Source organism: Pseudomonas sp. YuFO20, from assembly GCF_035064975.1.
Classification (GTDB): Bacteria; Pseudomonadota; Gammaproteobacteria; order Pseudomonadales; family Pseudomonadaceae; genus Aquipseudomonas; species Aquipseudomonas putida_AE.
Window position 1 is genome coordinate 87,184 of sequence record NZ_JAXDEO010000009.1, and the last position, 21,847, is coordinate 109,030.

The 21,847-nt window shown below is 61.0% G+C and carries 18 protein-coding genes; 5 read left to right on the plus strand and 13 right to left on the minus strand.

Annotated elements, in window-relative coordinates; all coding sequences use genetic code 11:
* Positions 1 to 68 precede the first annotated feature (68 nt).
* From SOP85_RS07335 to SOP85_RS07345, 3 genes are read left to right on the plus strand one after another with little or no spacing between them, the layout of a single operon-like run.
* On the plus strand, positions 69 to 1,172 hold the full coding sequence (locus tag SOP85_RS07335) for an efflux RND transporter periplasmic adaptor subunit (RefSeq protein WP_274075066.1): 1,104 nt from the start codon (positions 69 to 71) through the stop codon (positions 1,170 to 1,172).
* The gene (locus SOP85_RS07340; RefSeq protein WP_323626534.1) at positions 1,169 to 2,236 is read left to right on the plus strand and encodes an efflux RND transporter periplasmic adaptor subunit; all 1,068 of its coding nucleotides are present in this window, start codon (positions 1,169 to 1,171) and stop codon (positions 2,234 to 2,236) included. The genes SOP85_RS07335 and SOP85_RS07340 overlap by 4 nt, the downstream gene beginning before the upstream one ends.
* Positions 2,233 to 5,286 (plus strand): efflux RND transporter permease subunit, encoded by a 3,054-nt coding sequence (locus tag SOP85_RS07345; protein WP_323626536.1) that lies wholly within the window; start codon positions 2,233 to 2,235, stop codon positions 5,284 to 5,286. Before SOP85_RS07340 ends, SOP85_RS07345 begins: the two co-directional genes overlap by 4 nt.
* Positions 5,287 to 5,424: 138 nt before the next feature.
* On the opposite strand, the gene SOP85_RS07350 is transcribed toward SOP85_RS07345, so the two are convergent.
* From SOP85_RS07350 to SOP85_RS07405, 12 genes are all read right to left on the minus strand, one after another.
* Positions 5,425 to 6,057, minus strand: a complete 633-nt coding sequence (locus SOP85_RS07350) for a class I SAM-dependent methyltransferase (protein WP_323626538.1) — start codon at positions 6,055 to 6,057, stop codon at positions 5,425 to 5,427.
* Between the two features lie 541 nt (positions 6,058 to 6,598).
* Positions 6,599 to 7,243, minus strand: coding sequence for a methionine ABC transporter permease (locus SOP85_RS07355; protein WP_323606558.1), 645 nt, complete (start codon positions 7,241 to 7,243; stop codon positions 6,599 to 6,601).
* A complete protein-coding gene (locus SOP85_RS07360) occupies positions 7,233 to 8,354 on the minus strand; it encodes a methionine ABC transporter ATP-binding protein (RefSeq protein ID WP_274075070.1) in 1,122 nt (373 codons plus the stop codon). The genes SOP85_RS07355 and SOP85_RS07360 overlap by 11 nt, the downstream gene beginning before the upstream one ends.
* A 2-nt stretch (positions 8,355 to 8,356) precedes the next feature.
* Entirely contained in the window at positions 8,357 to 9,166 is an 810-nt protein-coding gene (locus SOP85_RS07365; protein WP_323626539.1) for a MetQ/NlpA family ABC transporter substrate-binding protein, read from the minus strand.
* Positions 9,167 to 9,284: 118 nt separating this feature from the next.
* Positions 9,285 to 10,643: an LLM class flavin-dependent oxidoreductase gene (locus tag SOP85_RS07370; RefSeq protein ID WP_323626540.1), complete on the minus strand. Its 1,359-nt coding sequence runs from the start codon at positions 10,641 to 10,643 to the stop codon at positions 9,285 to 9,287.
* Positions 10,643 to 11,836 carry an SfnB family sulfur acquisition oxidoreductase gene (locus SOP85_RS07375; RefSeq protein ID WP_323626541.1) on the minus strand — a complete coding sequence of 398 codons (1,194 nt, stop codon included), beginning with the start codon at positions 11,834 to 11,836 and terminating at the stop codon, positions 10,643 to 10,645. Before SOP85_RS07375 ends, SOP85_RS07370 begins: the two co-directional genes overlap by 1 nt.
* A 23-nt stretch (positions 11,837 to 11,859) precedes the next feature.
* Positions 11,860 to 13,101 (minus strand): SfnB family sulfur acquisition oxidoreductase, encoded by a 1,242-nt coding sequence (locus tag SOP85_RS07380; RefSeq protein ID WP_323626543.1) that lies wholly within the window; start codon positions 13,099 to 13,101, stop codon positions 11,860 to 11,862.
* Between the two features lie 215 nt (positions 13,102 to 13,316).
* A complete protein-coding gene (locus tag SOP85_RS07385) occupies positions 13,317 to 14,078 on the minus strand; it encodes a hypothetical protein (RefSeq protein ID WP_323626544.1) in 762 nt (253 codons plus the stop codon).
* Between the two features lie 472 nt (positions 14,079 to 14,550).
* On the minus strand, positions 14,551 to 15,306 hold the full coding sequence (tcyN, locus tag SOP85_RS07390; RefSeq protein ID WP_274075076.1) for an L-cystine ABC transporter ATP-binding protein TcyN: 756 nt from the start codon (positions 15,304 to 15,306) through the stop codon (positions 14,551 to 14,553).
* Between the two features lie 4 nt (positions 15,307 to 15,310).
* Positions 15,311 to 15,976: a cystine ABC transporter permease gene (gene tcyL / locus SOP85_RS07395; RefSeq protein ID WP_274075077.1), complete on the minus strand. Its 666-nt coding sequence runs from the start codon at positions 15,974 to 15,976 to the stop codon at positions 15,311 to 15,313.
* On the minus strand, positions 15,976 to 16,776 hold the full coding sequence (gene tcyJ, locus SOP85_RS07400; protein ID WP_077186170.1) for a cystine ABC transporter substrate-binding protein: 801 nt from the start codon (positions 16,774 to 16,776) through the stop codon (positions 15,976 to 15,978). The genes tcyL and tcyJ overlap by 1 nt, the downstream gene beginning before the upstream one ends.
* Positions 16,777 to 17,066: 290 nt before the next feature.
* A complete protein-coding gene (locus tag SOP85_RS07405; RefSeq protein ID WP_323626545.1) occupies positions 17,067 to 18,059 on the minus strand; it encodes a D-cysteine desulfhydrase in 993 nt (330 codons plus the stop codon).
* A gap of 190 nt (positions 18,060 to 18,249) precedes the next feature.
* On the opposite strand from SOP85_RS07405, the gene epsC reads away from it, so the two are divergent.
* Both epsC and betT read left to right on the plus strand, forming a co-directional pair.
* Positions 18,250 to 19,176 carry a serine O-acetyltransferase EpsC gene (epsC, locus tag SOP85_RS07410; RefSeq protein ID WP_323606551.1) on the plus strand — a complete coding sequence of 309 codons (927 nt, stop codon included), beginning with the start codon at positions 18,250 to 18,252 and terminating at the stop codon, positions 19,174 to 19,176.
* 320 nt (positions 19,177 to 19,496) lie between these two features.
* Positions 19,497 to 21,452, plus strand: a complete 1,956-nt coding sequence (gene betT, locus SOP85_RS07415) for a choline transporter BetT (protein ID WP_323626557.1) — start codon at positions 19,497 to 19,499, stop codon at positions 21,450 to 21,452.
* A 6-nt stretch (positions 21,453 to 21,458) separates the two neighbouring features.
* Here the strand turns inward: betT and SOP85_RS07420 are convergent, their stop codons facing one another.
* The gene (locus tag SOP85_RS07420; RefSeq protein WP_274075080.1) at positions 21,459 to 21,719 is read right to left on the minus strand and encodes a hypothetical protein; all 261 of its coding nucleotides are present in this window, start codon (positions 21,717 to 21,719) and stop codon (positions 21,459 to 21,461) included.
* Positions 21,720 to 21,847: the final 128 nt, after the last annotated feature.

The window sequence follows — 21,847 nt, forward strand, 5'->3', positions numbered from 1 at the left end:
TAGGCGAAGATTAAACCCTGTTCTAAGCTGACAGACGAATCGCGCCCGTTAAACGCAAAGGAGTCTGCATGGCTGTTCCCGGATTGAAAATAGCGCTTGGCTTGAGCCTCCTGGCTTTGCTGAGTGCTTGCGACAAAGAAAAGCCGGTCGAGAAGGATCGGCCACGGGTTTTCGTGCAGGAGGTCAAGCTGGCCGACTACGCCGTCAACATCACGTTGACCGGCGATGTCCAGGCCCGGGTGCAAACCGAGCTGTCGTTCCGCGTCGGGGGCAAGATCATCCAGCGTACTGTGGATGTCGGCGACCGGGTTTCGGCCAGGCAGGTGCTCGCCAGGCTCGATCCCAAGGACCTGCAGACCAACGTGGATTCGGCCCAGGCACAGGTCGTCGCCGAGCAGGCGAAGGTCAAACAGAACGCCGCCGCCTTCGTGCGCCAGCAAAAACTCTTGCCCAAAGGCTATACCAGCCAAAGCGAATACGATTCCGCCCAGGCGGCCTTGCGCAGCACCCAAAGCTCGCTGGCGGCGGCCCAGGCGCAACTGGCCAACGCCCGTGAACAGCTGAGCTACACGGCGTTGATTGCCGACGCGCCGGGCGTGATAACAGCACGCCAGGCCGAGGTTGGCCAGGTGGTGCAGGCCACGGTACCGATTTTCAGCCTGGCCCGGGACGGCGACCGCGATGCGGTGTTCAACGTCTACGAATCGCTGCTGGCCGAGCCGCCGTCGGATCGAGCGGTGGTGGTGAGCCTGCTGGATAACCCGGCGATCAAGACCACCGGGACCGTGCGCGAAGTGACCCCGGCCGTCTCCGAGCAAACCGGTACGGTGCAGGTCAAGGTCACCCTCGACGCCTTGCCGCCAGGCATGCAGTTGGGTTCGGTGGTGAGTGCCACCGCCAATACCCGGGGCAAATCCGCCGTGGAGCTGCCGTGGTCGGCGCTGACCAAAAACATCAGCCAGCCGGCGGTGTGGCTGGTGGATGGCGAAGGCAAGGCGCAACTGCACAACGTCACGGTGGGCCGCTACCTGACCGGTAAAGTCATCATCAGCGCCGGGCTCACCGGCGGTGAAAAAGTCGTGATCGCCGGGGGCCAGTTGCTGCACCCCGGTGTGAAGGTGGAAATCGCCGAAGACACCTACAAGGACCTGACTGCGGGGGCTCAGCCATGAAGCGCCTGCTACTGGTGTTCGCCAGTGTGATGCTGGCGGCCTGCTCGAAAGAAGAACCCGCTCCGGAGCCAGTGCGTCCGGTGCTGTCCATCAAGGTCAAAGCCCTCGACGAAGAAAACCTGGGGCGATTCGCTGGCAGCATCCAGGCCCGCTATGAAAGCAACATCGGCTTCCGCGTGCCGGGGCGCATTGCCAGTCGCAGCGTCGATGTCGGTGCCGAAGTCGAAAAAGGTGCCTTGCTCGCCACGCTCGACCCCACCGACCAGCAGAACCAGTTGCGTTCGGCCGAAGGCGACCTGGCGAGTATCCAGGCGCAGCTCATCAATGCCCAGGCCAGCGCCCGACGCCAGCAACAACTGTTCGATCGCGGGGTGGGCTCACAGGCGCAACTCGACAGTGCAATTACCGATCTGAAAACCACCCAGGCCTCGCTCGACCAGGCCAAGGCCGCGGTCAGCCAGGCCAGGGATCAGCTCAACTACGTTGAGTTGCGCTCCGATCACAAGGCCGTGGTCACGGCGTGGGCTGCCGAAGCCGGGCAAGTCGTCACCGCGGGCCAGCAGGTGGTGACCCTGGCGCAGCCGGACATCAAGGAAGCGGTGATTGACTTGCCCGACACCCTGATCGAGCAGTTGCCCGCCGACGTGGTGTTTCAGGTCGCCTCGCAACTGAACCCGAGCATTACCACCACGGCCACCGTGCGCGAAATCGAGCCCCAGGCCGAAAGCGCAACGCGCACACGCCGCGCGCGCCTGACGCTGACCGAGACGCCGCCCGCATTTCGTCTCGGCACGGCGATCAGCGTGACCTTGAAGAGCGCGGTCAAGCCGCGCATCGAACTGCCCCTGAGCGCCTTGCAGGAGGTCGATGGTAAAAACCGCGTCTGGGTCATCGATGCGCAGACGCAAACCGTTTCCCCACGGGATGTCAGCATCGTCAGCCGCACGGACAGCACGGTGGTGCTGGCCAACGATATCAAGGCCGGCGAGCGAGTGGTCAGTGCCGGTGTGAACAGCCTCAAGCCGGGGCAAAAAGTGAAAGTCGACGAGGGCAGCCCACAATGAAAGGGAGTTTCAACTTATCCGAATGGGCCCTCAAGCATCAGTCGTTCGTCTGGTATTTGATGTTTGTCTCACTGTTGATGGGCGTGTTTTCGTACCTCAACCTGGGACGCGAGGAAGACCCGTCGTTCACCATCAAGACCATGGTGATCCAGACCCGCTGGCCGGGTGCGAACCAGGAAGAAACCCTCAAGCAGGTCACCGACCGTATCGAGAAAAAACTCGAAGAGCTTGATTCCCTCGACTACGTGAAAAGCTACACCCGTCCCGGCGAATCCACGGTCTACGTGTACTTGCGCGACACCACCAAGGCCAAGGACATTCCGGAAATCTGGTACCAGGTGCGCAAGAAGATCGGCGACATTCGCTACTCGTTTCCCCAGGGCATCCAGGGCCCGTCGTTCAACGACGAGTTCGGCGACGTGTTCGGTTCGATCTACGCCTTTACCGCCGATGGCCTGTCGCTGCGCCAGTTGCGCGACTACGTCGAGCAGGCGCGCGCCGATATCCGCGGTGTGCCGGGCCTGGGTAAGATCGAGATGGTCGGCCAACAGGACGAAGTGCTCTATCTGAATTTCTCGACCCGCAAACTGGCGGCGCTGGGTATCGACGAACAGCAAGTCGTACAAAGCCTGCAGGCCCAGAACGCGGTGACCCCGGCCGGGGTCATTGAAGCCGGTCCCGAGCGGATTTCCGTGCGCACGTCCGGGCAGTTCATTTCCGAGAAGGATCTGGCCAACGTCAATTTGCGCCTTAATGATCGCTTTTATCGCCTGGCCGACATTGCCGACATCCAGCGTGGCTACGTCGACCCGTCGACGCCGGAGTTTCGCTTCAATGGCCAACCCGCCATCGGCCTGGCCATTGCCATGCAAACGGGCGGCAACATCCAGGACTTCGGCAAGGCCCTGCACCAGCGCATCAGCGAGCTGACGGCCAATCTGCCGGTGGGCGTCGGCGTGCACAACGTGTCCGATCAGTCTGTGGTGGTGGAAGCCGCCGTTGGCGGGTTCACCAGTGCCTTGTTCGAAGCCGTGGTGATCGTGCTGGTGGTCAGCTTCATCAGCCTCGGCGTACGCGCCGGCCTGGTGGTGGCGTGCTCGATCCCGCTGGTACTGGCGATGGTGTTTGTGTTCATGGAATACAGCGGCATCACCATGCAGCGGATTTCCCTCGGTGCGCTGATCATCGCGTTGGGCCTGTTGGTGGATGACGCAATGATCACGGTCGAGATGATGGTCTCGCGCCTGGAATTGGGCGAAACCAAGGAGCAGGCCGCGACCTTTGCCTACACCTCGACCGCGTTCCCGATGCTTACCGGCACCCTGGTGACGGTGGCGGGTTTTGTCCCCATCGGCCTCAATGGCAGCTCGGCCGGTGAATACACCTTCACCCTGTTTGCGGTGATCGCCGTGGCCATGATGGTCTCGTGGGTGGTGGCGGTGCTGTTCGCCCCGGTGATCGGCGTGCACATCCTCAGCGTCAATGTGAAGCCGCACTCGGCCGAGCCAGGGCGCTTGGGGCGGGCCTTCAATAGCGGCCTGCTGTGGAGCATGCGCAATCGCTGGTTGGCGATTGGCATCACCATGCTGATATTCGCCTTGTCGGTTGTCGGCATGCGCTTTGTGCAGAACCAGTTCTTCCCGGCCTCGGATCGTCCGGAAATCCTGGTGGACCTGAACCTGCCGCAAAACGCCTCCATCGATGAAACCCGCAAAGCCGTGGACAAGCTGGAAGCGACCCTCAAGGGCGACCCCGACATCGTGCGCTGGAGTACCTACATCGGCCAGGGCGCGATTCGTTTCTACCTGCCCCTCGACCAGCAACTGCAGAACCCTTACTACGCACAGCTGGTGATCGTCGCCAAGGACTTCGAGACGCGCACAGCCCTCAGCGATCGCCTGCGTGAGCGCCTGCGCAAAGACTTCGTCGGCATCGGCAGTTTCGTCCAGGCACTGGAGATGGGCCCGCCCGTGGGGCGGCCGATCCAGTACCGCGTCAGCGGCCCGGACATCGACCAGGTGCGCAAGCATGCCATCGATCTGGCGACCGTGCTGGACAAGAACCCGCACATCGGCGAGATCATTTACGACTGGAACGAGCCCGGCAAGGTGCTACGCATCGACATCGCCCAGGACAAGGCGCGCCAGCTTGGCTTGTCGTCCGAAGACGTGGCGAACCTGATGAACAGCATCGTTAGCGGTTCCACGGTGACTCAGGTCGACGACGACATCTACCTGATCAACGTGGTCGGGCGCGCGGTGGACGCCGAACGGGGTTCGCCGGAAACCCTGCAGAACCTGCAGATCCTCACCCCGGGCGGCACCTCGATTCCGCTGCTGGCGTTTGCCACCGTGCGTTACGAGCTGGAGCAACCGCTGGTGTGGCGTCGCGACCGCAAGCCGACGATCACCATCAAGACCGCGGTGATCGGTGATATCCAGCCCACCGACCTGGTGAAACTGCTCAAGCCGGACATCGACACATTCGCCGCCTCGTTGCCGGCGGGGTACAAGGTCGCCACGGGCGGTACGGTGGAGGAGAGCGCCAAGGCCCAGGGGCCGATCAACCAGGTCGTACCGCTGATGGTGTTCCTGATGGCCACCTTCCTGATGATCCAGCTGCACAGCGTGCAGAAGATGTTCCTGGTGGCCAGCGTCGCGCCACTGGGCCTGATCGGCGTGGTGCTGGCGCTGGTGCCGACCGGGACGCCGATGGGCTTCGTGGCGATTCTCGGCATCCTGGCGCTGATCGGCATCATCATCCGCAACTCGGTGATCCTGGTGACCCAGATCGACGCGTTCGTGGCGCAAGGGTCGTCACCCTGGGATGCCGTGGTGGAAGCCACCGAGCACCGTCGCCGGCCGATCCTGCTGACCGCCGCGGCGGCGAGCCTGGGCATGATCCCGATCGCCCGGGAGGTGTTCTGGGGGCCGATGGCCTACGCGATGATCGGCGGGATCATTGTCGCCACCTTGCTGACGCTGCTGTTTTTGCCGGCGTTGTATGTGGCCTGGTACAGGATCCAAGAGCCGAAGAAAGAAGTGCAGTAAGGCGAGCGCTGCGCGCTCTATTCGCGAGCAAGCCCGCTCCCACACTGGATCTTCATTGAACGCAGATTTTGTGTACACAAAGATCCAATGTGGGAGCGGGCTTGCTCGCGAAAGCGCCAGTACAGACCCCACCAATGGTCAGTCTTGAATCTTGCGCCACACACTCGCCAACCAAGGCTGCTGCTCCCGCGGCAGCCCCGCCGGCCGGTAGTAATGCTCCAGCTCCACAAACCCCGCCTCGGTCAGCAATTGCTGCCACGCCTGCAGATCGTGATACGCCCCATACCGCGGCCCGTTCCAGCCTTCCTGATTCTCACCACGGGGATTGGAACTGAACAACACACCCTTCGGCTTCAACGCCGCACGCAGCTCCTTCAACACCCGAGGCAACTCCTGGCGCGGGATATGAAACAGCACCGCATTGGCAAAAATCCCGTCGAAACGCTCGTCCGGCAAATCCAGCTTCAGGAAGTCCTGCTGCCAGACTTCGCAACCGCTGTCCTCCCGGGCCATCTGCGCAAACTTCTCCGATCCGTCGAGACCGACCGCTGTGTGGCCCATGCGCGTAAAGGTCTGCAAGTCGCGACCGGGGCCGCAGCCAAAATCGAGAATGTCGAACGGCGCTTTACCCTGGATATGCCGCAACAGCGCGTCGATGTTCTGACTGACATCGTGATCGCGGGTGCCTTCGCGGAAACCTTCGGCCACCGAGTTGTAATGGCCCAGGGTGGTGGACGTGATCTGTTCGAGGTCGTCGGGGGTCTGTTTCATGGTCGGCTGCGCAGGCAATAGGGGTTTGCCGAATATACGCCATCAAGCCTGGGGCTGCTGCGCAGCCATTCGCTGGCAAGCCAGCTCCTACAATGGATCGCGTCGGTCATCTGCAGGAGCTGGCTTGCCAGCGATGGTGGCCTTACGTATCGCCTACTAAACGATTGGGTGGCGGCTGTACGCAGGTTAGTAGGCCGGTCAATAGGAAAACCGGTGCACCCGAAGGTGCCCCACGCACAGCCACCATATTCCGCATGCGGCAAAGTGCCGACATGAGCATGGAAACGCTATGCGCCTATTGTTCCGGGCTACTAAACCCGATCACTGATGAGCAGTGACGGACCGAGACTAACCACGGAATTTGCAGGCGCAAGCGAGCGGAATAATCTAGGAAACGTCCTGCAAAGGAAAGGGATTTAGCCTTCAGAATTGCCGATTTTCTTGTACGAAATATCGCCAAGATCGCAGCCTTCAGCAGCTCCTACAGGGTGTACACATTCCCTGTAGGAGCTGCCGAAGGCTGCGATCTTTTGATCTTGATCTAGCGTTTGTTCAACCCCCGAGCCAACCTATCCCCACCCAACTGAATCACCGCCACCAACGCCACCAGCAACACAATCACCGTCAGCATGATCTGACTGTCAAAGCGCTGATACCCATACCGGTACGCAATATCCCCCAAGCCACCCGCACCGATCGCCCCGGCCATGGCCGATGAGTTGATCATCGTCACCAGCGTGATGGTGAAGCCCCCGACTATCCCCGGCAGCGCCTCAGGCAACAGCACATGCCAGACGATATGCCCACGTCGGCAGCCCATGGCCTGCGCCGCTTCGATCAAACCATGATCGACCTCGCGCAGGCTGACCTCGGCGATGCGTGCAAAGAACGGCGTGGCAGCGATGGTCAACGGCACCACCGCCGCCCACACGCCATAGGTGGTACCGACGATCAACCGAGTGAACGGGATCAGCGCCACCATCAGGATCAGGAACGGAATCGAGCGGAACAGGTTCACGAAGGCACCCAGTGCGCGGTTCAGCGCCGGGGCTTCGTAGATGCCGCCCTTGGAGCTGGTGACCAGGACTACCGCCAGCGGAATCCCCGCCAGCAGTGCGATCAACGACGACACGCCAACCATCAGGAAGGTGTCGATGAAGCCTTGCAGCAAGCGATCAAACCACATAACCCAACACCTCTACCTGTTGCGCCCAGTTGCCGGCGCGATGACGCAGTTCATCGGCGCCCAGAGGCGAGCCGGTCACCGCCAGCAGCAGTTGCCCCAGCGCGTGCCCCTGAATCCGTTCCACACCGCCCTGCAACAGACGCACGCGGCCACCGAGTGCAGCGAACAGCGCGGCAAGGTCTGGTTCGGCATGGGCCGTTCCGGTGAATTGCAGGCGCAGCACCACGGCATCCTCCGAAGACTGCGCTTGTTGATGCAGGCGGCTTTGCAGCTCGGGCGGCAGGGCGTGTTGCAGTGGCGCGAGCAAGGTCTTGCTGACCTCATGCTGAGGGTTGCCGAAGACTTCCCAGACCGGGCCTTGCTCGACGATTTGTCCATGTTCCAGGACCACCACGCGATCGCAGATCTCGCGGATCACCGCCATTTCGTGGGTGATCAGGATGATGGTCAGGCCCAGGCGCTGATTGATCTCACGCAGCAGGCCGAGGATCGATTGGGTGGTCTCCGGGTCCAGTGCCGAAGTGGCTTCGTCGCACAGCAAAATCGCCGGGTCATGCACCAGCGCGCGGGCGATGCCGACGCGCTGTTTCTGCCCGCCGGAAAGCTGCGCCGGGTAAGCCTTGTGTTTGCCCTGCAGGCCGACCAGTTCCAGCAGTTCACGCACCTTCTGCTCGCGTTTTTCCTTCGGCACTCCGGCGACTTTCAGCGGCAACTCGACGTTCTGCCAGACGGTCTTGGCCGACATCAGGTTGAAGTGCTGGAAGATCATGCCGATGCGCCGACGCAGCGCCACCAGGCGGTCTTCGTCGAACTCGCCAATGTCCACTTGATCGATCAGCACGCGACCCGAAGTCGGTTGTTCGAGGCGGTTGATGGTGCGGATCAGCGACGACTTGCCGGCGCCGCTGCGGCCGATGATGCCGAACACCTCACCGCGCTGGATCGCCAGGTCGATGCCTTGCAGCGCCGCCACCGGTCCTTGCTTGCCGTCGTAGGTTTTACCCAGGCCGATGAAGCGCACGTGGGCCCGATTGAGCGCCGGGTGCAGTTCGGTCTGGTCAGCATTCTTGAGCGCTGGAATGTCCAGTCGCCGTTGCGTGGCTGCCGTCATGCTCAGCTCTCCCAGCCGGCTTGGTAGAGCTTGCCGTGGGCTTTATCCAGGGCTGCGCGAACGGCCGGCGAGTGTTGGTAGATGTCGACGAACTTGATCAGGCGCGGGTCGGTTTTGCTTTTCGGCTGGATCACGAACTGGATCACGTATTCCTTGTGGTCGAGGCCGTCGAACAGCAGGGCGGAGCCGGCGTCGAAGGTTTTCGCCAGGCGGATGTAGGCCGGGTAGCCCTGTACCAGATCAGCGTCGTCATAGGCGCGCACCAGTTGCACGGCTTCGACCTGCAGGATCTTGATGTTCTTCGGGTTGGCGATGATGTCTTCTTCGGTGGCCTTGTAGCCGACACCCGGTTTGAGCGTGATCAAGCCGGCCTTGGCCAACAGCTGCAAGCCTCGGCCGCTGTTGATCGGGTCGTTGGCGATGGCCACGCTGGCGCCTTGCGGCAGCTCGTCGAAGCTTTTGTATTTCTTCGAGTAGAGGCCGACGTTGTTGATGATCCCCGGGGCGAAGGGCACCAGGTCAAAGCCGGAGGCGTTCCTGGCGTTTTCCAGGAAGGGGATGTGCTGGAAGTAGTTCACGTCGATGTCGCCGGCGGCGAGGCTGACGTTGGGTGCGATCCAGTCGGTGAACTCCACCAGTTCGACTTTCAGGCCTTGTTTGCCGGCTTCTTCTACTGCCGCTTCGAGAGGAATGGCGAAGGCGGCGGTGGTGCCGATCTTCAGTGGGGCGTCGGCGGCGAACACTGCGCAGCTGAACAGGCCGAGGGCCAGGGCCAGTGCTTTGACTGGGTTAGAGAGGTGGTTCTTGGTCATGATGGTTTTTCCAGTCAGTGCATGAATTTGGGGTGTTTATCAGGGCATCTTCGCGAGCAAGCCCGCTCCCACAGGGGATTGCATTTCAAATGTGGGAGCGGGCTTGCTCGCGAAGCTTTTAGCGTCGAAACGCCGATCCGGTGTGTTGCTCAGGCAAATGCGCCTCGCCATGAAACAGCTTTTCGCGCAAGGACCCGTCGTCGTAGGCGGTCTTGTACGACCCGCGCCGTTGCAGTTCCGGAATCACCAGCTCAATGAAATCCACATAGCTTTCCGGCGTGACGATCCGCGTCAGGTTGAAACCGTCCAGCCCGGTTTCGGCGATCCACGATTCCAGCTCATCGGCCACTTGTTCAGGCGATCCGACCAGGGTGATGTAACGTCCGCCGAGGGCGTGTTGCTCGAGCAATTTGCGGCGGGTCCAGTCGTTGTTCTGCAGGTTTTTGGTGGCGGACTGGATCGCGTTGCTCTTGACGTACTGGATCGGTTCGTCGATGGCGTACTCGGAAAAGTCGATCCCGGTGGAGGCCGAAAAATGCGCCACTCCCGCCTCCGCGCTGGCGTAGCTCAGGTATTCGGCGTGCTTGGCCCAAGCGAGTTCTTCAGTCGCGCCGACGATCACGTTCAAGCCCATGAATACCTTGATGTCCTCAGGGTTGCGCCCGGCCTCGACGGCGCTGGCTCGAACCTTGTCCACCTGTACCTTGGTCGACGCCTTGGTCTGCCCGCTGATGAACACGCATTCGGCATGTCGCCCGGCGAACAGCAATCCGCGATCGGAACTGCCAGCCTGGAACAGCACCGGGGTGCGCTGCGGCGAGGGTTCGCACAGGTGATAACCCTCCACCTGATAGAACTCGCCCTTGTGCTCGACCTTGTGCACTTTTTCCGGTTGCGCGTAGATCCGTTGCTGCGCATCGTTGAGCACCGCGCCGTTTTCCCAGCTGCCTTCCCAGAGTTTGTAGAGCACTTGCAGGTATTCATCGGCCTGGTCGTAGCGGCGGTCATGCTCGACCTGTTCGCTCAGGCCCATGGCCTTGGCGGCGCTGTCGAGGTAGCCGGTGACGATGTTCCAGCCCACCCGACCGCGGCTCAGGTGATCCAGCGTGGACATGCGCCGGGCGAACAGGTACGGCGGTTCGTAGGTGAGGTTGGCAGTGAGGCCGAAGCCGAGGTTGCTGGTCACGGCAGCCATCGCCGAGACCAGCAGCAGCGGGTCGTTGACCGGCAGCTGGATCGACTCTTTGAGCGGCACATCCACCGAGTTCTGGTAGACGTCGTAGACGCCGACGATGTCGGCGATGAACAAGCCGTCGAACAACCCGCGCTCGAGCAGTTGCGCCAGTTCGGTCCAGTATTCGATCGTCTTGTACTGGGTCGAGGTGTCCCGTGGATGCGTCCACAGGCCATGGTTGATGTGCCCGATGCAGTTCATGTTGAACGCGTTGAGCAGGATCTTCTTTTTCGCGTCGGCCATCAGATGGTCCCCCGCAGCGGCGGGTTTTCATCGTTGAGGTAGTAGTTGCCGACCGCGTGGTACTTCCAGCGCACCGGGTCGTGCAGTGTGTGCACCCGGGCATTGCGCCAGTGGCGATCCAGCCCGTGCTCGACCAGCGTGGCCTGGCTGCCGGCCAGTTCGAACAAGGTAGTGCCGGCGGCGAGGGAGATTTCGGTGCTGATGGCCCGGGCTTCGGCGACGGCAATCGACGCGGCGGCGACGCTTTCGGCATTGGTGTCGGCCTGTGCCTTGTCGAGGAATTCCCCGGCGCGCTCCAGCAAGGCTTCGGTGGCGTGCAGGCGAATGCTCAAGTGGCCGAAGCTCTTGATGGTCAGCGGGTCGTCGGTGGCTTTTTCATGGGTGGCGTCGATCCACGGCCTGGTCTTGGTGCGCACGAAATGCAGCGCGTCTTCATAGGCCGCGCGGGCGATGCCGGTGTCGATGGCGGCATGGAGAATCTGCGCCAGCGGGCCGACCGGGGTCGGGCGCTCGAACGCGCTTTGAAACGGGATCACGTCTTCGGCGGTAACAAAGACATCTTCGAACACCACCGAACCGCTGCCGGTTGTGCGCTGGCCGAAGCCGCTCCAGTCGTCGATCACGGTCAGGCCTTGGCTGTCGCGCGGGACGAACGCCAGTTGCTGCACGCCGTTTTCATCGATCACCGAGGTCGGGATGCGCTGCGCGTAGATCGCGCCGGTGGCGTAGAACTTGCGACCGTTGATGCGATAGCCGTCACCATCGCGAGTCAGGCGGGTGACGCGGTCGTGGGCGGTTTTGGTACCCAGTTCGGCAAGGGCATTGCCGAATCGCTGACCGGCCAATACTTCGGCGTACAGACGTTTTTTCTGCTCTTCGCTGCCATTAACCCGCAGTACTTCGAGGGCGTAGAAATGGTTCTGCGGGATTTGCCCGAGGGAGCCATCCGCCTGGGCGATCAGGGCGATGACCTTGGCCAGGGTGACGTTGGAAACGCCGGCGCCGCCGTATTCCTTGGGCACGCTGATGCCCCACAGGCCCGAGCGGGAAAACACTTCCAGTTCCGGGTGTGGCAAACGGCGTTCGCGGTCGCGCAGGGCGCTGTCGCGTTTGAAATCTTCGGCCAGGTCGCTGGCGACGATCAGGGCTTGCTCATCGCTGGTGATGACCGCGACGTGTTGAGAAAGGGTCATGTGTTTCTCCAGATGTCTGGTCGTCAGATCCAGGAATGGCGAGCGGGCAAAGTGCCGTTCAGGTAATAGGCACCCACCGCGTGATATTTCCAGCGCACCGGGTCGTGCAGGGTGTGCACCCGGGCGTTGCGCCAGTGGCGGTCGAGGTTGAATTCGGCGAGGGTGGCGCGGCTGCCGGCCAGCTCGAAGAGCTTTTCGCTGGCCTGCAACGAGATCTCGGTGGTCAGCACTTTGGCTTCGGCCACGGCAATCGAGGCGCGGGCGGCAGACTCGGCGGTGAGCGGCGCGGCGCTCACCTGGTCGAGCACCTGCCCGGCCTTGCGCAACAGTGCTTCGGCGGCGTGCAATTCGATTTTCAGCTTGCCGATGTCGGCGATCACGTACAGGTCATCGCTGGCCCGTTCGACGTTGGCGTCGACCCATGGTCGGGCGCGGGTTTTGACGAATTCGATGGCGTCGTCGATGGCGCCACGGGCGATACCGGCGTCGATGGCGGCTTGAATCAGCTGCGAGACGGCGCCTTGGGTATTGGGTTTTTCATTGATCTTCCAGTTGTCTACCACCAGCTCGGCGTCGACCCGCACGTTGTTGAGCAAAATGGTGCCGCTGGCGGTGGTGCGCTGGCCGAAACCGGACCAGTCATCGACGATGCGCAGCCCCGGCGTACCGCGACGGACGAAGGCCAGCACCTGCTTGCCATCGTCGTTGAGCGCCTTGACCGCGACCCAGTGCGCGAACAGCGCGCCGGTGGAATAGAACTTCTGCCCGTTGAGGACAAACCCAACACCGTCGGCGGTAATGCGCGCCTTGAGTTCCAGGGTGTTTTTAGCGCCGCGTTCCGGCCCGGCATTACCGATTCGCCAGCCTTCCAGGACGCTCTTGAACAGCTGTTTTTTCTGCGCCTCGGTGGCGCTGCCGAGCACCAGGTTGAGAATGCCGAACTGGTTCTGCGGAATCTGACCCAGGGCCGGGTCCGCCGCGGAAATGATCGCGAACACCTCGGCCAGGGTGACAAATGAAACCTGCGGGCCGCCGTACTCGCGGGGAATGGCGATGCTGCCCAGGCCGCTGCGGGTGAATTGTTCGATTTCCGACCACGGCAGCTTGCGCTGCTGGTCGCGCCGGGCTGCCTGCAGGCGAGCGACTTGCGCCAGCTCATGGGCGGCCTTGATGGCCTGGGCATCGTTGCGCAGCACGTGCGCGGGCAACAACAAGGGGGCGATGTCCAGGTCACTCTGGACGATTGCATCAGCCAGACTGGACATCAGTGCCACTCCTTGGCTACACGCAATGCCCTGGCGATCTGCACTGGGGTGATTGTGTTCCGGACCATACCTACCTCACATCTCATGGAAACACCGCGGGGTGCGGCGAACGAAAACAAGAATGTCCGGTGGTCCGGTTTATATACCCTAAACGTGTATAAATGTTTTTTGAACTAACTTTTAGGAATATGTATAGAAGGTCAAGCTGCTCCTCATCACTTTCGTCGTTCGGCGGCTTTGAGGTGTTCTTTTTTCGGCACCTTGAGATAGGGATTGGCACAACCAATCTTCAACGCCCGTGCTGGCGCCCAGCGCGAATTGTTGCCGACACGATCAAGGATGCAGTAAGTCACCTCCAGGCGCAGGTCTTCGCCGGCTTCGAGAATGATCGCCGGTGGCACCCAGATCTGAATCGGCTGGCCCACATCACTCTCCTTGAGTGGCGGCAAATCCATGCGGGCATCGCCCCAGCGCAGGGTGATTTCGTCATCGGCGGCCATGTTCAGGTACGGCTCGATGGTGACTGGCACGCCGCGCTTGATCTGGTTGGGATTCACCCCCTGCCGGCAAATCGTTCCGGGAAGTTTTACCGGTGCCAGGCTCTGGTTCTCGTCGCCAGTCAGCGCAGTAGGCTGTCCACCGGGGCACTCGAGTTTTGACTGCAGCCGCCGGGCGGGCGATACGATCGGCGCCTGCCCTATTTGCATGATTCGATAGTGAACGCGAGAAGCGCCACTGGCGATAAAGCTCTCGGGTACCCGTAGCTGAACGGGTTGGCCGATCTCATTGGCCTTCAGGGCCCTCGAGGCGACGTAGCAGTTGTCCCAGAACAGTTCGATCAGGTCGCCTTCGTCCATCCCGGGGTAGGGTGGCACCTCGATCAGCAAGTGCGCGGCCGAGGCGAGGTTGATCCCGGCCTTGTGGGACTGCGCCAGTGTCGGGGCGGCAAGTTCGATTTTATTTGAGGTGCATGTCATGGAAGTCTCCTTGATGTTTTGCAATGAAGTCCGTTTCGGGAAACAACAGCAAAACCGTTCATTACTTTGATTTGAAATAATGATTTGGCGTGATCAGTGCCGCTGGCAGGAGACTAGATAAGAGTGCGCTGGAGTCAGTGTCAATAGAGTGGACTAGTTAAATGAAGTGTTGGGTGTTATTCAGAAAACTCCTACGCGTTGAAGTTAATAAGCCGTTCCGATGAGTCGACTTTACCTGCTCAAGGCGCCGTTTTATGAGGGGCTGGCGCATTATGTGGGTTCACGATGCGCTTGAATGTCCAGTCGGCAAAACTGTTGCGCAATACATATATGTATCGAGTGCGCTGACAAGATGTGCTTGTCGTGCACGTACATTTAATTATGTAAGAGTAAGAGTAAGAGTAAGAGTAAGGGTTTGGTGCGGGGAGGGTGGCACTTCCATCCATGGAAGTTGACCGATGTTACGAGAGGTTTAGTTGTGGGCGTTGTTCAGGAACTTGCTGAGAAACTGTTTCGTGCGTTCTTCCTTGGGGTTGGCAAACAACGCCTTCGCTTCGCCTTGTTCGACGATCACGCCCTTGTCGAAAAACACCACACGATTGGCCACGTCGCGGGCAAACCCCATTTCGTGGGTGACGATGACCATGGTGCGATTCTCCTCGGCCAGGCTGCGAATGGTCGACAGGACTTCGCCCACCAGCTCCGGGTCGAGCGCCGAGGTCGGTTCATCGAACAGGATCACTTCCGGCTCCATCGCCAGCGCGCGGGCGATCGCCACACGCTGTTGCTGACCACCGGAAAGGCGGCGCGGGTAAGCGTCTTCCTTGCCTGCCAGGCCGACCCTGGCCAACAGCTTTTTACCCAGGGCAACGGCCTCGGCGTGCGCGATCTTCTTGACGATGATCGGGCCTTCGATAACGTTTTCCAGGGCGGTGCGGTGGGGGAACAGGTTGAAGTTCTGGAACACGAAGCCCACGTGCTGGCGCAAACGGCGCACCAGGCTCTGTTGCTGGTTAAGCGGGCGGCTGGTATCGATCTCGATGTCGCCGACCTTGATCCGGCCGCTGGTGGGTTCTTCGAGGAAGTTCAGGCAGCGCAGGAAGGTGGTCTTGCCCGAGCCGCTTGGCCCGATGATCGCCACCACCTCGCCTTCCTTCACTTGCAGATCGATGCCGTTGAGCACCACTTGACCCTTGAACTGCTTTGTCAGTTTTTCCACGACAATCATGGGGTCAGGACTCCTGGTCGTGCCGGTTGACCCGTGCTTCCAGCTGGTTCTGCAGGTGCGACAGCACCGTAGCCAGGACCCAGTAGATCAGCGCGGCGGCAAGGTACATGGTGAAGACTTCAAAGGTACGGGCGGTGATCAGCTGTGCTTGGCGGAACAGCTCCGGCACCTGGATGGTGGCCGCCAGCGCGGTGTCCTTGACCAGCGAAATGAAGCTGTTGCCCAGTGGCGGCAATGCGGTGCGCATCGCCTGCGGCAGGATGGCCCGGCGCAGGGTTTGCGCGCGGGTCATGCCGATACTGGCGGCAGCTTCCCATTGGCCGCGCTCGATGGAACTGATCGCCGAACGCAGGATTTCACAGGCATAGGCGGCCATGTTCAGCGAGAAGCCGATCAGGGCCGCCGGCAGCGGGTCGAGTTCCATGCCCAATTGCGGCAGGCCGTAATAGATCACGAACAGTTGCACCAGCAACGGCGTACCGCGAAAGAACGACACGTAGATGCGGGCGATCCAGCTGATCAGCTTGAAGCGCGACAGGCGCATCAGTGCCAGGCCGAAGCCCATCACCAGGCCGAAGAACATCCCGCCCAGGCTCAAGATGACCGTGTAGTAGGCCCCCTTGAGCAGGAAGGGCAGGGAGTCCAGTGCGAGTTGAAAAGCTTCTTCCATTATTGAGTGACGTCAGCGCTGAAGTATTTTTCCGAAAGCTTTTTCAGCGTGCCGTCGGCGCGCAGCTTGTCGATGGCCTTGTTCACGGCTGCCAGCAGTTCAGGCTCGCCTTTGCGCAGGGCAATGCCGGCCTCCTGGCGGGAGAACGCTTCACCGGCAGCGGTGGTGTCCTTGGCTTTCTTGGCGTATTCCAGCGCGGCCAGACGGTCGATCAGGATGGCGTCGATACGGCCGACACGCAGGTCCTGGAACTTGGTCGGATCGTCTTCATAGGTGCGCACGTCAGCGGTCGGCACGTTGGCCTTGACCCACTGCTCGTAGTTGGTGCCCAGGCCCACGCCGACTTTCTTGCCACCCAGGTCGGCCGCGGACTTGATGTTCAGTTCGGCGGCTTTCTTGGTCAGTACCAGCGCCTGGATCCCGGAAACGGTGTAGGGCTCGGAGAAGTCATACTTCTTCTTGCGCTCTTCGGAGATGGTCACCTGGTTGATCACCGCGTCCAGGCGCTTGGATTCCAGTGCCGCGAGGATGCCGTCCCATTTGGTCGGTTGCAGCTTGACCTTCACACCCAGCTCTTTGGCCAGGGCTTCGGAGAACTCGACTTCGAAGCCGGTCAGTTTGCCGTCGGCGTCGACGAAGCTGAACGGTGGGTAGGTGCCTTCCAGGCCGACGTTGATCACGCCTTTGTCCTTGATTTGTTGCAGCTGCTCACCGGCCACGGCCTGGCCAATCAGGCCGGCACTGAGGGCCAGGCCCAGCGAACCCACCAGCAGATTTCGACGTAGTGCGGAAAAATTCATGACAAGCCCCTGTGTTTTCTTATGGAAGACGCTTAAGGAAAGTTGGCAAATTCGGGATTTGGACGACTGCGATATCCTGCCCTAAAGCAGCGTATGCGTCTCGCTGCAAATTCGCCTGCGGCGTGACTATATGATGGTGCTTTTAGATTAGAAAATAATAAATTCTATTTTTATTATTTCTTCAAGGAATATGCATTGTTTGGTGAAAGATCGCAGCCTTCGGCAGCTCCTACATGGATCGGCGTACCCTGTAGGACCTGCCGAAGGCTGCGATCTTTTGATCTTGGTTCTTACAAGAAGCTCGTATAGGCAAACAACGCCGGCGCCCCGCCGGTGTGCAGGAAGATGATCGGGCCCTCATCGAAACGTGAACGTCCGATCCCGTTCAACAAACCCGCCATGGCCTTGCCAGTGTAGACCGGGTCCAGTAACAGGCCTTCCTGGCCGGCCAGCAGCTTCACCGCTGCCAGCGTCCCGGCATTGGGCTCGCCGTAACGTGGCGAGAAATACTCGTCCCACAACTCGACCTTGAAACTCTCCGGCAACGTCACCCCCAGCAACTCGGCGGTACGCTCGGCCAGGCCCTGGACCTTTGGCCGCTGGTCTTCATCGCTGCGCGAAACCGTGACGCCGATGACTGGCAATTCCGGCAATACTTCGCTCAACGCCAATGCCAGGCCGCTGTGGGTTCCGGCGCTGCCCGAGGCGAGGACGACGGCGGCAAAATTCAGCCCGGTGTCCTTGATCTGCTCGGCCAGTTCCAGGCCAGCTCTCACATAACCCAGGGCGCCCAGCGCATTCGAGCCACCGATCGGCACCAGGTATGGCTTCTTGCCGTTGCTGCGCAGGCGAGCAGCCAGGGATTGCAATTGCTCGTCGGCGTTATCCAGGTTTTCGACCAGCTCGACCTTGGCATCGAACAGATCCAGCAACAGCCGATTGCCGTTGCCGACATAATTGGCGTCGTCGGTGCCCAGGGGGTTTTCCAGCAGGGCCACGCAGCCCAGACCCAGCTTGGCCGCAATGGCAGCGGTCTGGCGTACATGGTTGGACTGCAGCGCTCCCGCCGTGATCAAGGTATCTGCGCCCTGGGCCAGGGCATCGGCCGCCAGGTATTCGAGTTTGCGCAGCTTGTTGCCGCCCATCGCCAGTGGGGTCAGGTCATCGCGTTTGACGTAGACGTCGCGCCCCAGCCAGGCCGACAGGCGTTCGAGTTTTTCCAGGGCGGTCGGTTGACCCAGCAGGTCTAGACGGTTGAAGCGGGCAAGCTGTTGTTTGATCATGGGTCCGTACTGGCGGTGGAAGGTCACTGGACTATAGGCACGCCACTTTCTCGGAGCAACCGCCAATCGCTTATAGCCAATTGTAATTACGACAGCACAATTGGTTCTTAATTTTGCTTGCGGGCCTTGCCGTAAAGTAATCGCCGTCAGTGCGGCCAGACTGTCCGGCCGCCCGTGAGGAGTTTTTACCGTGAGTGAGCGTTCCAGCCATTGGCAGTTGCAAACCATCGTTAGCCAACTGCGTACGGCACGTGAGCAGTGGCGTGCACAAAACGGCCGCGCCAGCGGTGAGCAGGGTGGTCGCGAGTTGCCGTCACGGGCCGCCATGGCGGAGATTCTCGAGGCACTCTGCGGGGCGCTGTTCCCGATGCGCCTGGGGCCGGTGGACTTGCGCGAAGAGAGTGAGGATTTCTACGTCGGCCACACCCTCGATGTGGCGTTGAATGCGTTGCTGGCGCAGGCACGGCTCGAATTGCGCTATGCCGCCCGTCACAGCGCCCAGGCCGACACCGAGGTCGAGGCGAAAACCATTCAGATCATCCAGGACTTCGCCCTCGCGTTGCCTGGGCTGCGCAGCCTGTTGGACACCGACGTTCTGGCGGCCTATCACGGCGATCCGGCGGCGCGTAGCGTCGATGAAGTGTTGCTGTGCTATCCCGGCATTCTGGCGGTGATTCACCATCGCCTGGCTCATCATCTATATCGTGCGGGCTTGCCCTTGCTGGCTCGGATCAGCGCGGAAATCGCGCATTCCGCCACCGGTATCGACATCCACCCGGGCGCGCAGATTGGCCGCAGTTTCTTCATCGACCACGGGACCGGTGTGGTGATCGGCGAGACCGCGATCATCGGCGAGCGGGTGCGGATTTATCAGGCGGTAACCTTGGGTGCCAAGCGCTTTCCGGCGGATGAAGACGGCCAGTTGCAGAAGGGCCAGGCGCGGCATCCGATCGTCGAGGATGACGTGGTGATTTACGCCGGGGCGACGATTCTGGGGCGGATCACCATCGGCAAGGGCTCGACCATTGGCGGCAATGTCTGGCTGACCCGCAGTGTGCCAGCGGGCAGTAACCTGACCCAGGCCAATCTGCAACTGGATGACGGGGCTCAGAAGTAAGAAGCTGTCAGCAACCCCCTGTAGGAGCTGTCTCGTGCAACGAGGCTGCGATCTTTTCAGAAGCACCGCAAAAGCAAAAATCAAAAGATCGCAGCCTACGGCAGCTCCTACAAAAGCATGACCGCCGAGCCCTGGAATTAGTCCTTAGCCCCCTATTCATGTTTAACTTGAACGTTCATTCAAGTTAAACCGGTGGTTCGCTGCCCGCTCACAACAGGAGGCTTGCCTTTGCTGAGTCCGATTTCTACAGCCACGATTGACCCCTTCGAGGTGCACCTGCAATGAGTGCATCGTCCATTCCCCCAAGCGGCCTGGTCCGCATGAATCCGCCGGTGTTCTACTTCGCGGCGACCTTCATTCTGCTGTTCGGCGTCGTGGTCATTGCCATGCCCGAACAGGCCGGCGCCTGGTTGCTGGCGGCGCAAAACTGGGCGGCCAACACGGTTGGCTGGTACTACATGCTGGCGATGACCTTGTATCTGGTCTTCGTGGTGGTCACCGCGTTATCGGGCTACGGCAAGATAAAACTCGGTGCCGACCACGACGAGCCCGAATTCAGTTATCTGTCCTGGGCCGGCATGCTGTTCGCCGCCGGGATCAGCATCACGCTGTTTTTCTTCTGCGTGTCCGAGCCCCTGACCCATATGCTGCAACCGCCCCAGGGCGAGGCCGGCACGGCGGATGCGGCGCGGCAGGCGATGCAGATCCTGTTCCTGCACTGGGGCCTGCATGGTTGGGGCGTGTTCGCCTTTGTCGGCATGGCGCTGGCCTACTTCGCCTACCGGCATAACCTGCCGCTGGCCCTGCGCTCGGCGCTGTACCCGCTGATCGGCAAGCGCATCAATGGCCCCATCGGTTACGCGGTGGACGGCTTTGGCATCATCGCCACGGTGTTCGGTCTCGGTGCCGACATGGGCTTTGGCGTGTTGCACCTCAACTCGGGCCTGGACTACCTGTTCGGCATTGCTCACACCCAGTGGATCCAGGTCGGCCTGATCACGCTGATGATGGGCGCGGCGATCATCGTCGCGGTGTCCGGCGTCGACAAGGGCGTGCGGGTCATGTCCGACATCAACATGCTGCTGGCCTGTGCGCTGCTGCTGTTCGTGTTGTTCGCCGGGCCCACCCAGCACCTGCTCAATACCCTGATCCAGAACGTCGGCGACTACCTCGGCGCCTTGCCGATGAAGAGTTTCGACCTCTACGCCTACGACAAGCCTAGCGACTGGCTGGGTGGCTGGACGGTGTTCTACTGGGCCTGGTGGATCGCCTGGTCGCCGTTCGTGGGCCTGTTCATTGCACGGATTTCCCGTGGCCGCACCATCCGCGAGTTCGTCTTCGGCGTGCTCCTGATTCCGCTGGGCTTCACCCTGGCGTGGATGTCGATCTTCGGCAACAGCGCCATCGATCAGGTGCTCAACCACGGCATGACGGCGCTGGGTATGTCGGCCATCGACAACCCGTCGATGACCCTCTACCTGCTGCTGGAAACCTACCCATGGAGCAAGACCGTGATCGCGGTCACGGTGTTCATCAGCTTCGTGTTCTTCGTCACCTCTGCCGACTCCGGCACCGTGGTGTTGTCGACGCTGTCCGCCAAGGGTGGCAACCCGGATGAAGACGGGCCGAAATGGCTGCGGGTGTTCTGGGGCGCAATGACTGCGCTGGTGACCAGTGCGCTGCTGTTTTCCGGCAGCATCGATGCGTTGAAGTCCGCCGTGGTCCTGACTTCGCTGCCGTTCTCGCTGATTTTGCTGTTGATGATGTGGGGCCTGCATAAAGCGTTTTATCTGGAATCGCAGAAGCAGATTGCGCAGATGCATTCCCTGGCACCAGTGTCCGGTTCGCGGCGCGGTGGTTGGCGCCAGCGCTTGAGTCAGGCGGTGCATTTCCCGTCGCGGGACGAGGTCTATCGCTTCCTCGATTCGACGATACGCCCGGCCATCGAAGAGGTGTCGGCGGTGTTTATCGAAAAGGGCCTGAAGGTCGTGACTCACCCTGAGCCGGTCAATGACAGCGTCAGCCTGGAAATCGGTCACGGCGACGAACACCCGTTCATCTATCAGGTACAGATGCGCGGCTACTTTACGCCGTCATTCGCCCGCGGCGGCATGGGCTCCAAGGAACTCAACAACCGGCGCTATTACCGGGCCGAAGTGCATTTGAGCGAGGGCAGTCAGAACTACGATCTGGTGGGATACACCAAGGAACAGATCATCAACGACATCCTTGACCAGTACGAACGGCACATGCAGTTCTTGCACCTGGTGCGTTGAGCGGGTCTAGGCCTCGGTGGTCATCACCATGAACAACACCAGCGCCGCCACCGGGATACCGAACACGGCGCTGCCCACCACCAGTTCCGTGCCCAGCGGCTGGCCGGCATGCACCATGCCCACCGCGCCATTGATCAGCGTCAGGGCCAGCCACAGCACGATGAAGCTGTAGGCGAGGACCTGGCGGGGAAAGCCGATCTTTTCGCCGATGTACAGCATCAGGGCGAGCAGGATCAGGCCAAAAGTGATGATGATGGTGGTGTGCATGGTGTGTTTTGCCTGCCGGATGTGTATTGACTGGTCGGCCGCCTTCGCGAGCAAGCCCGCTCCCACAGGGTATCTCCTTTGAACATTAATCTTGTGAGCAACCGGGATCAATGTGGGAGCGGGCTTGC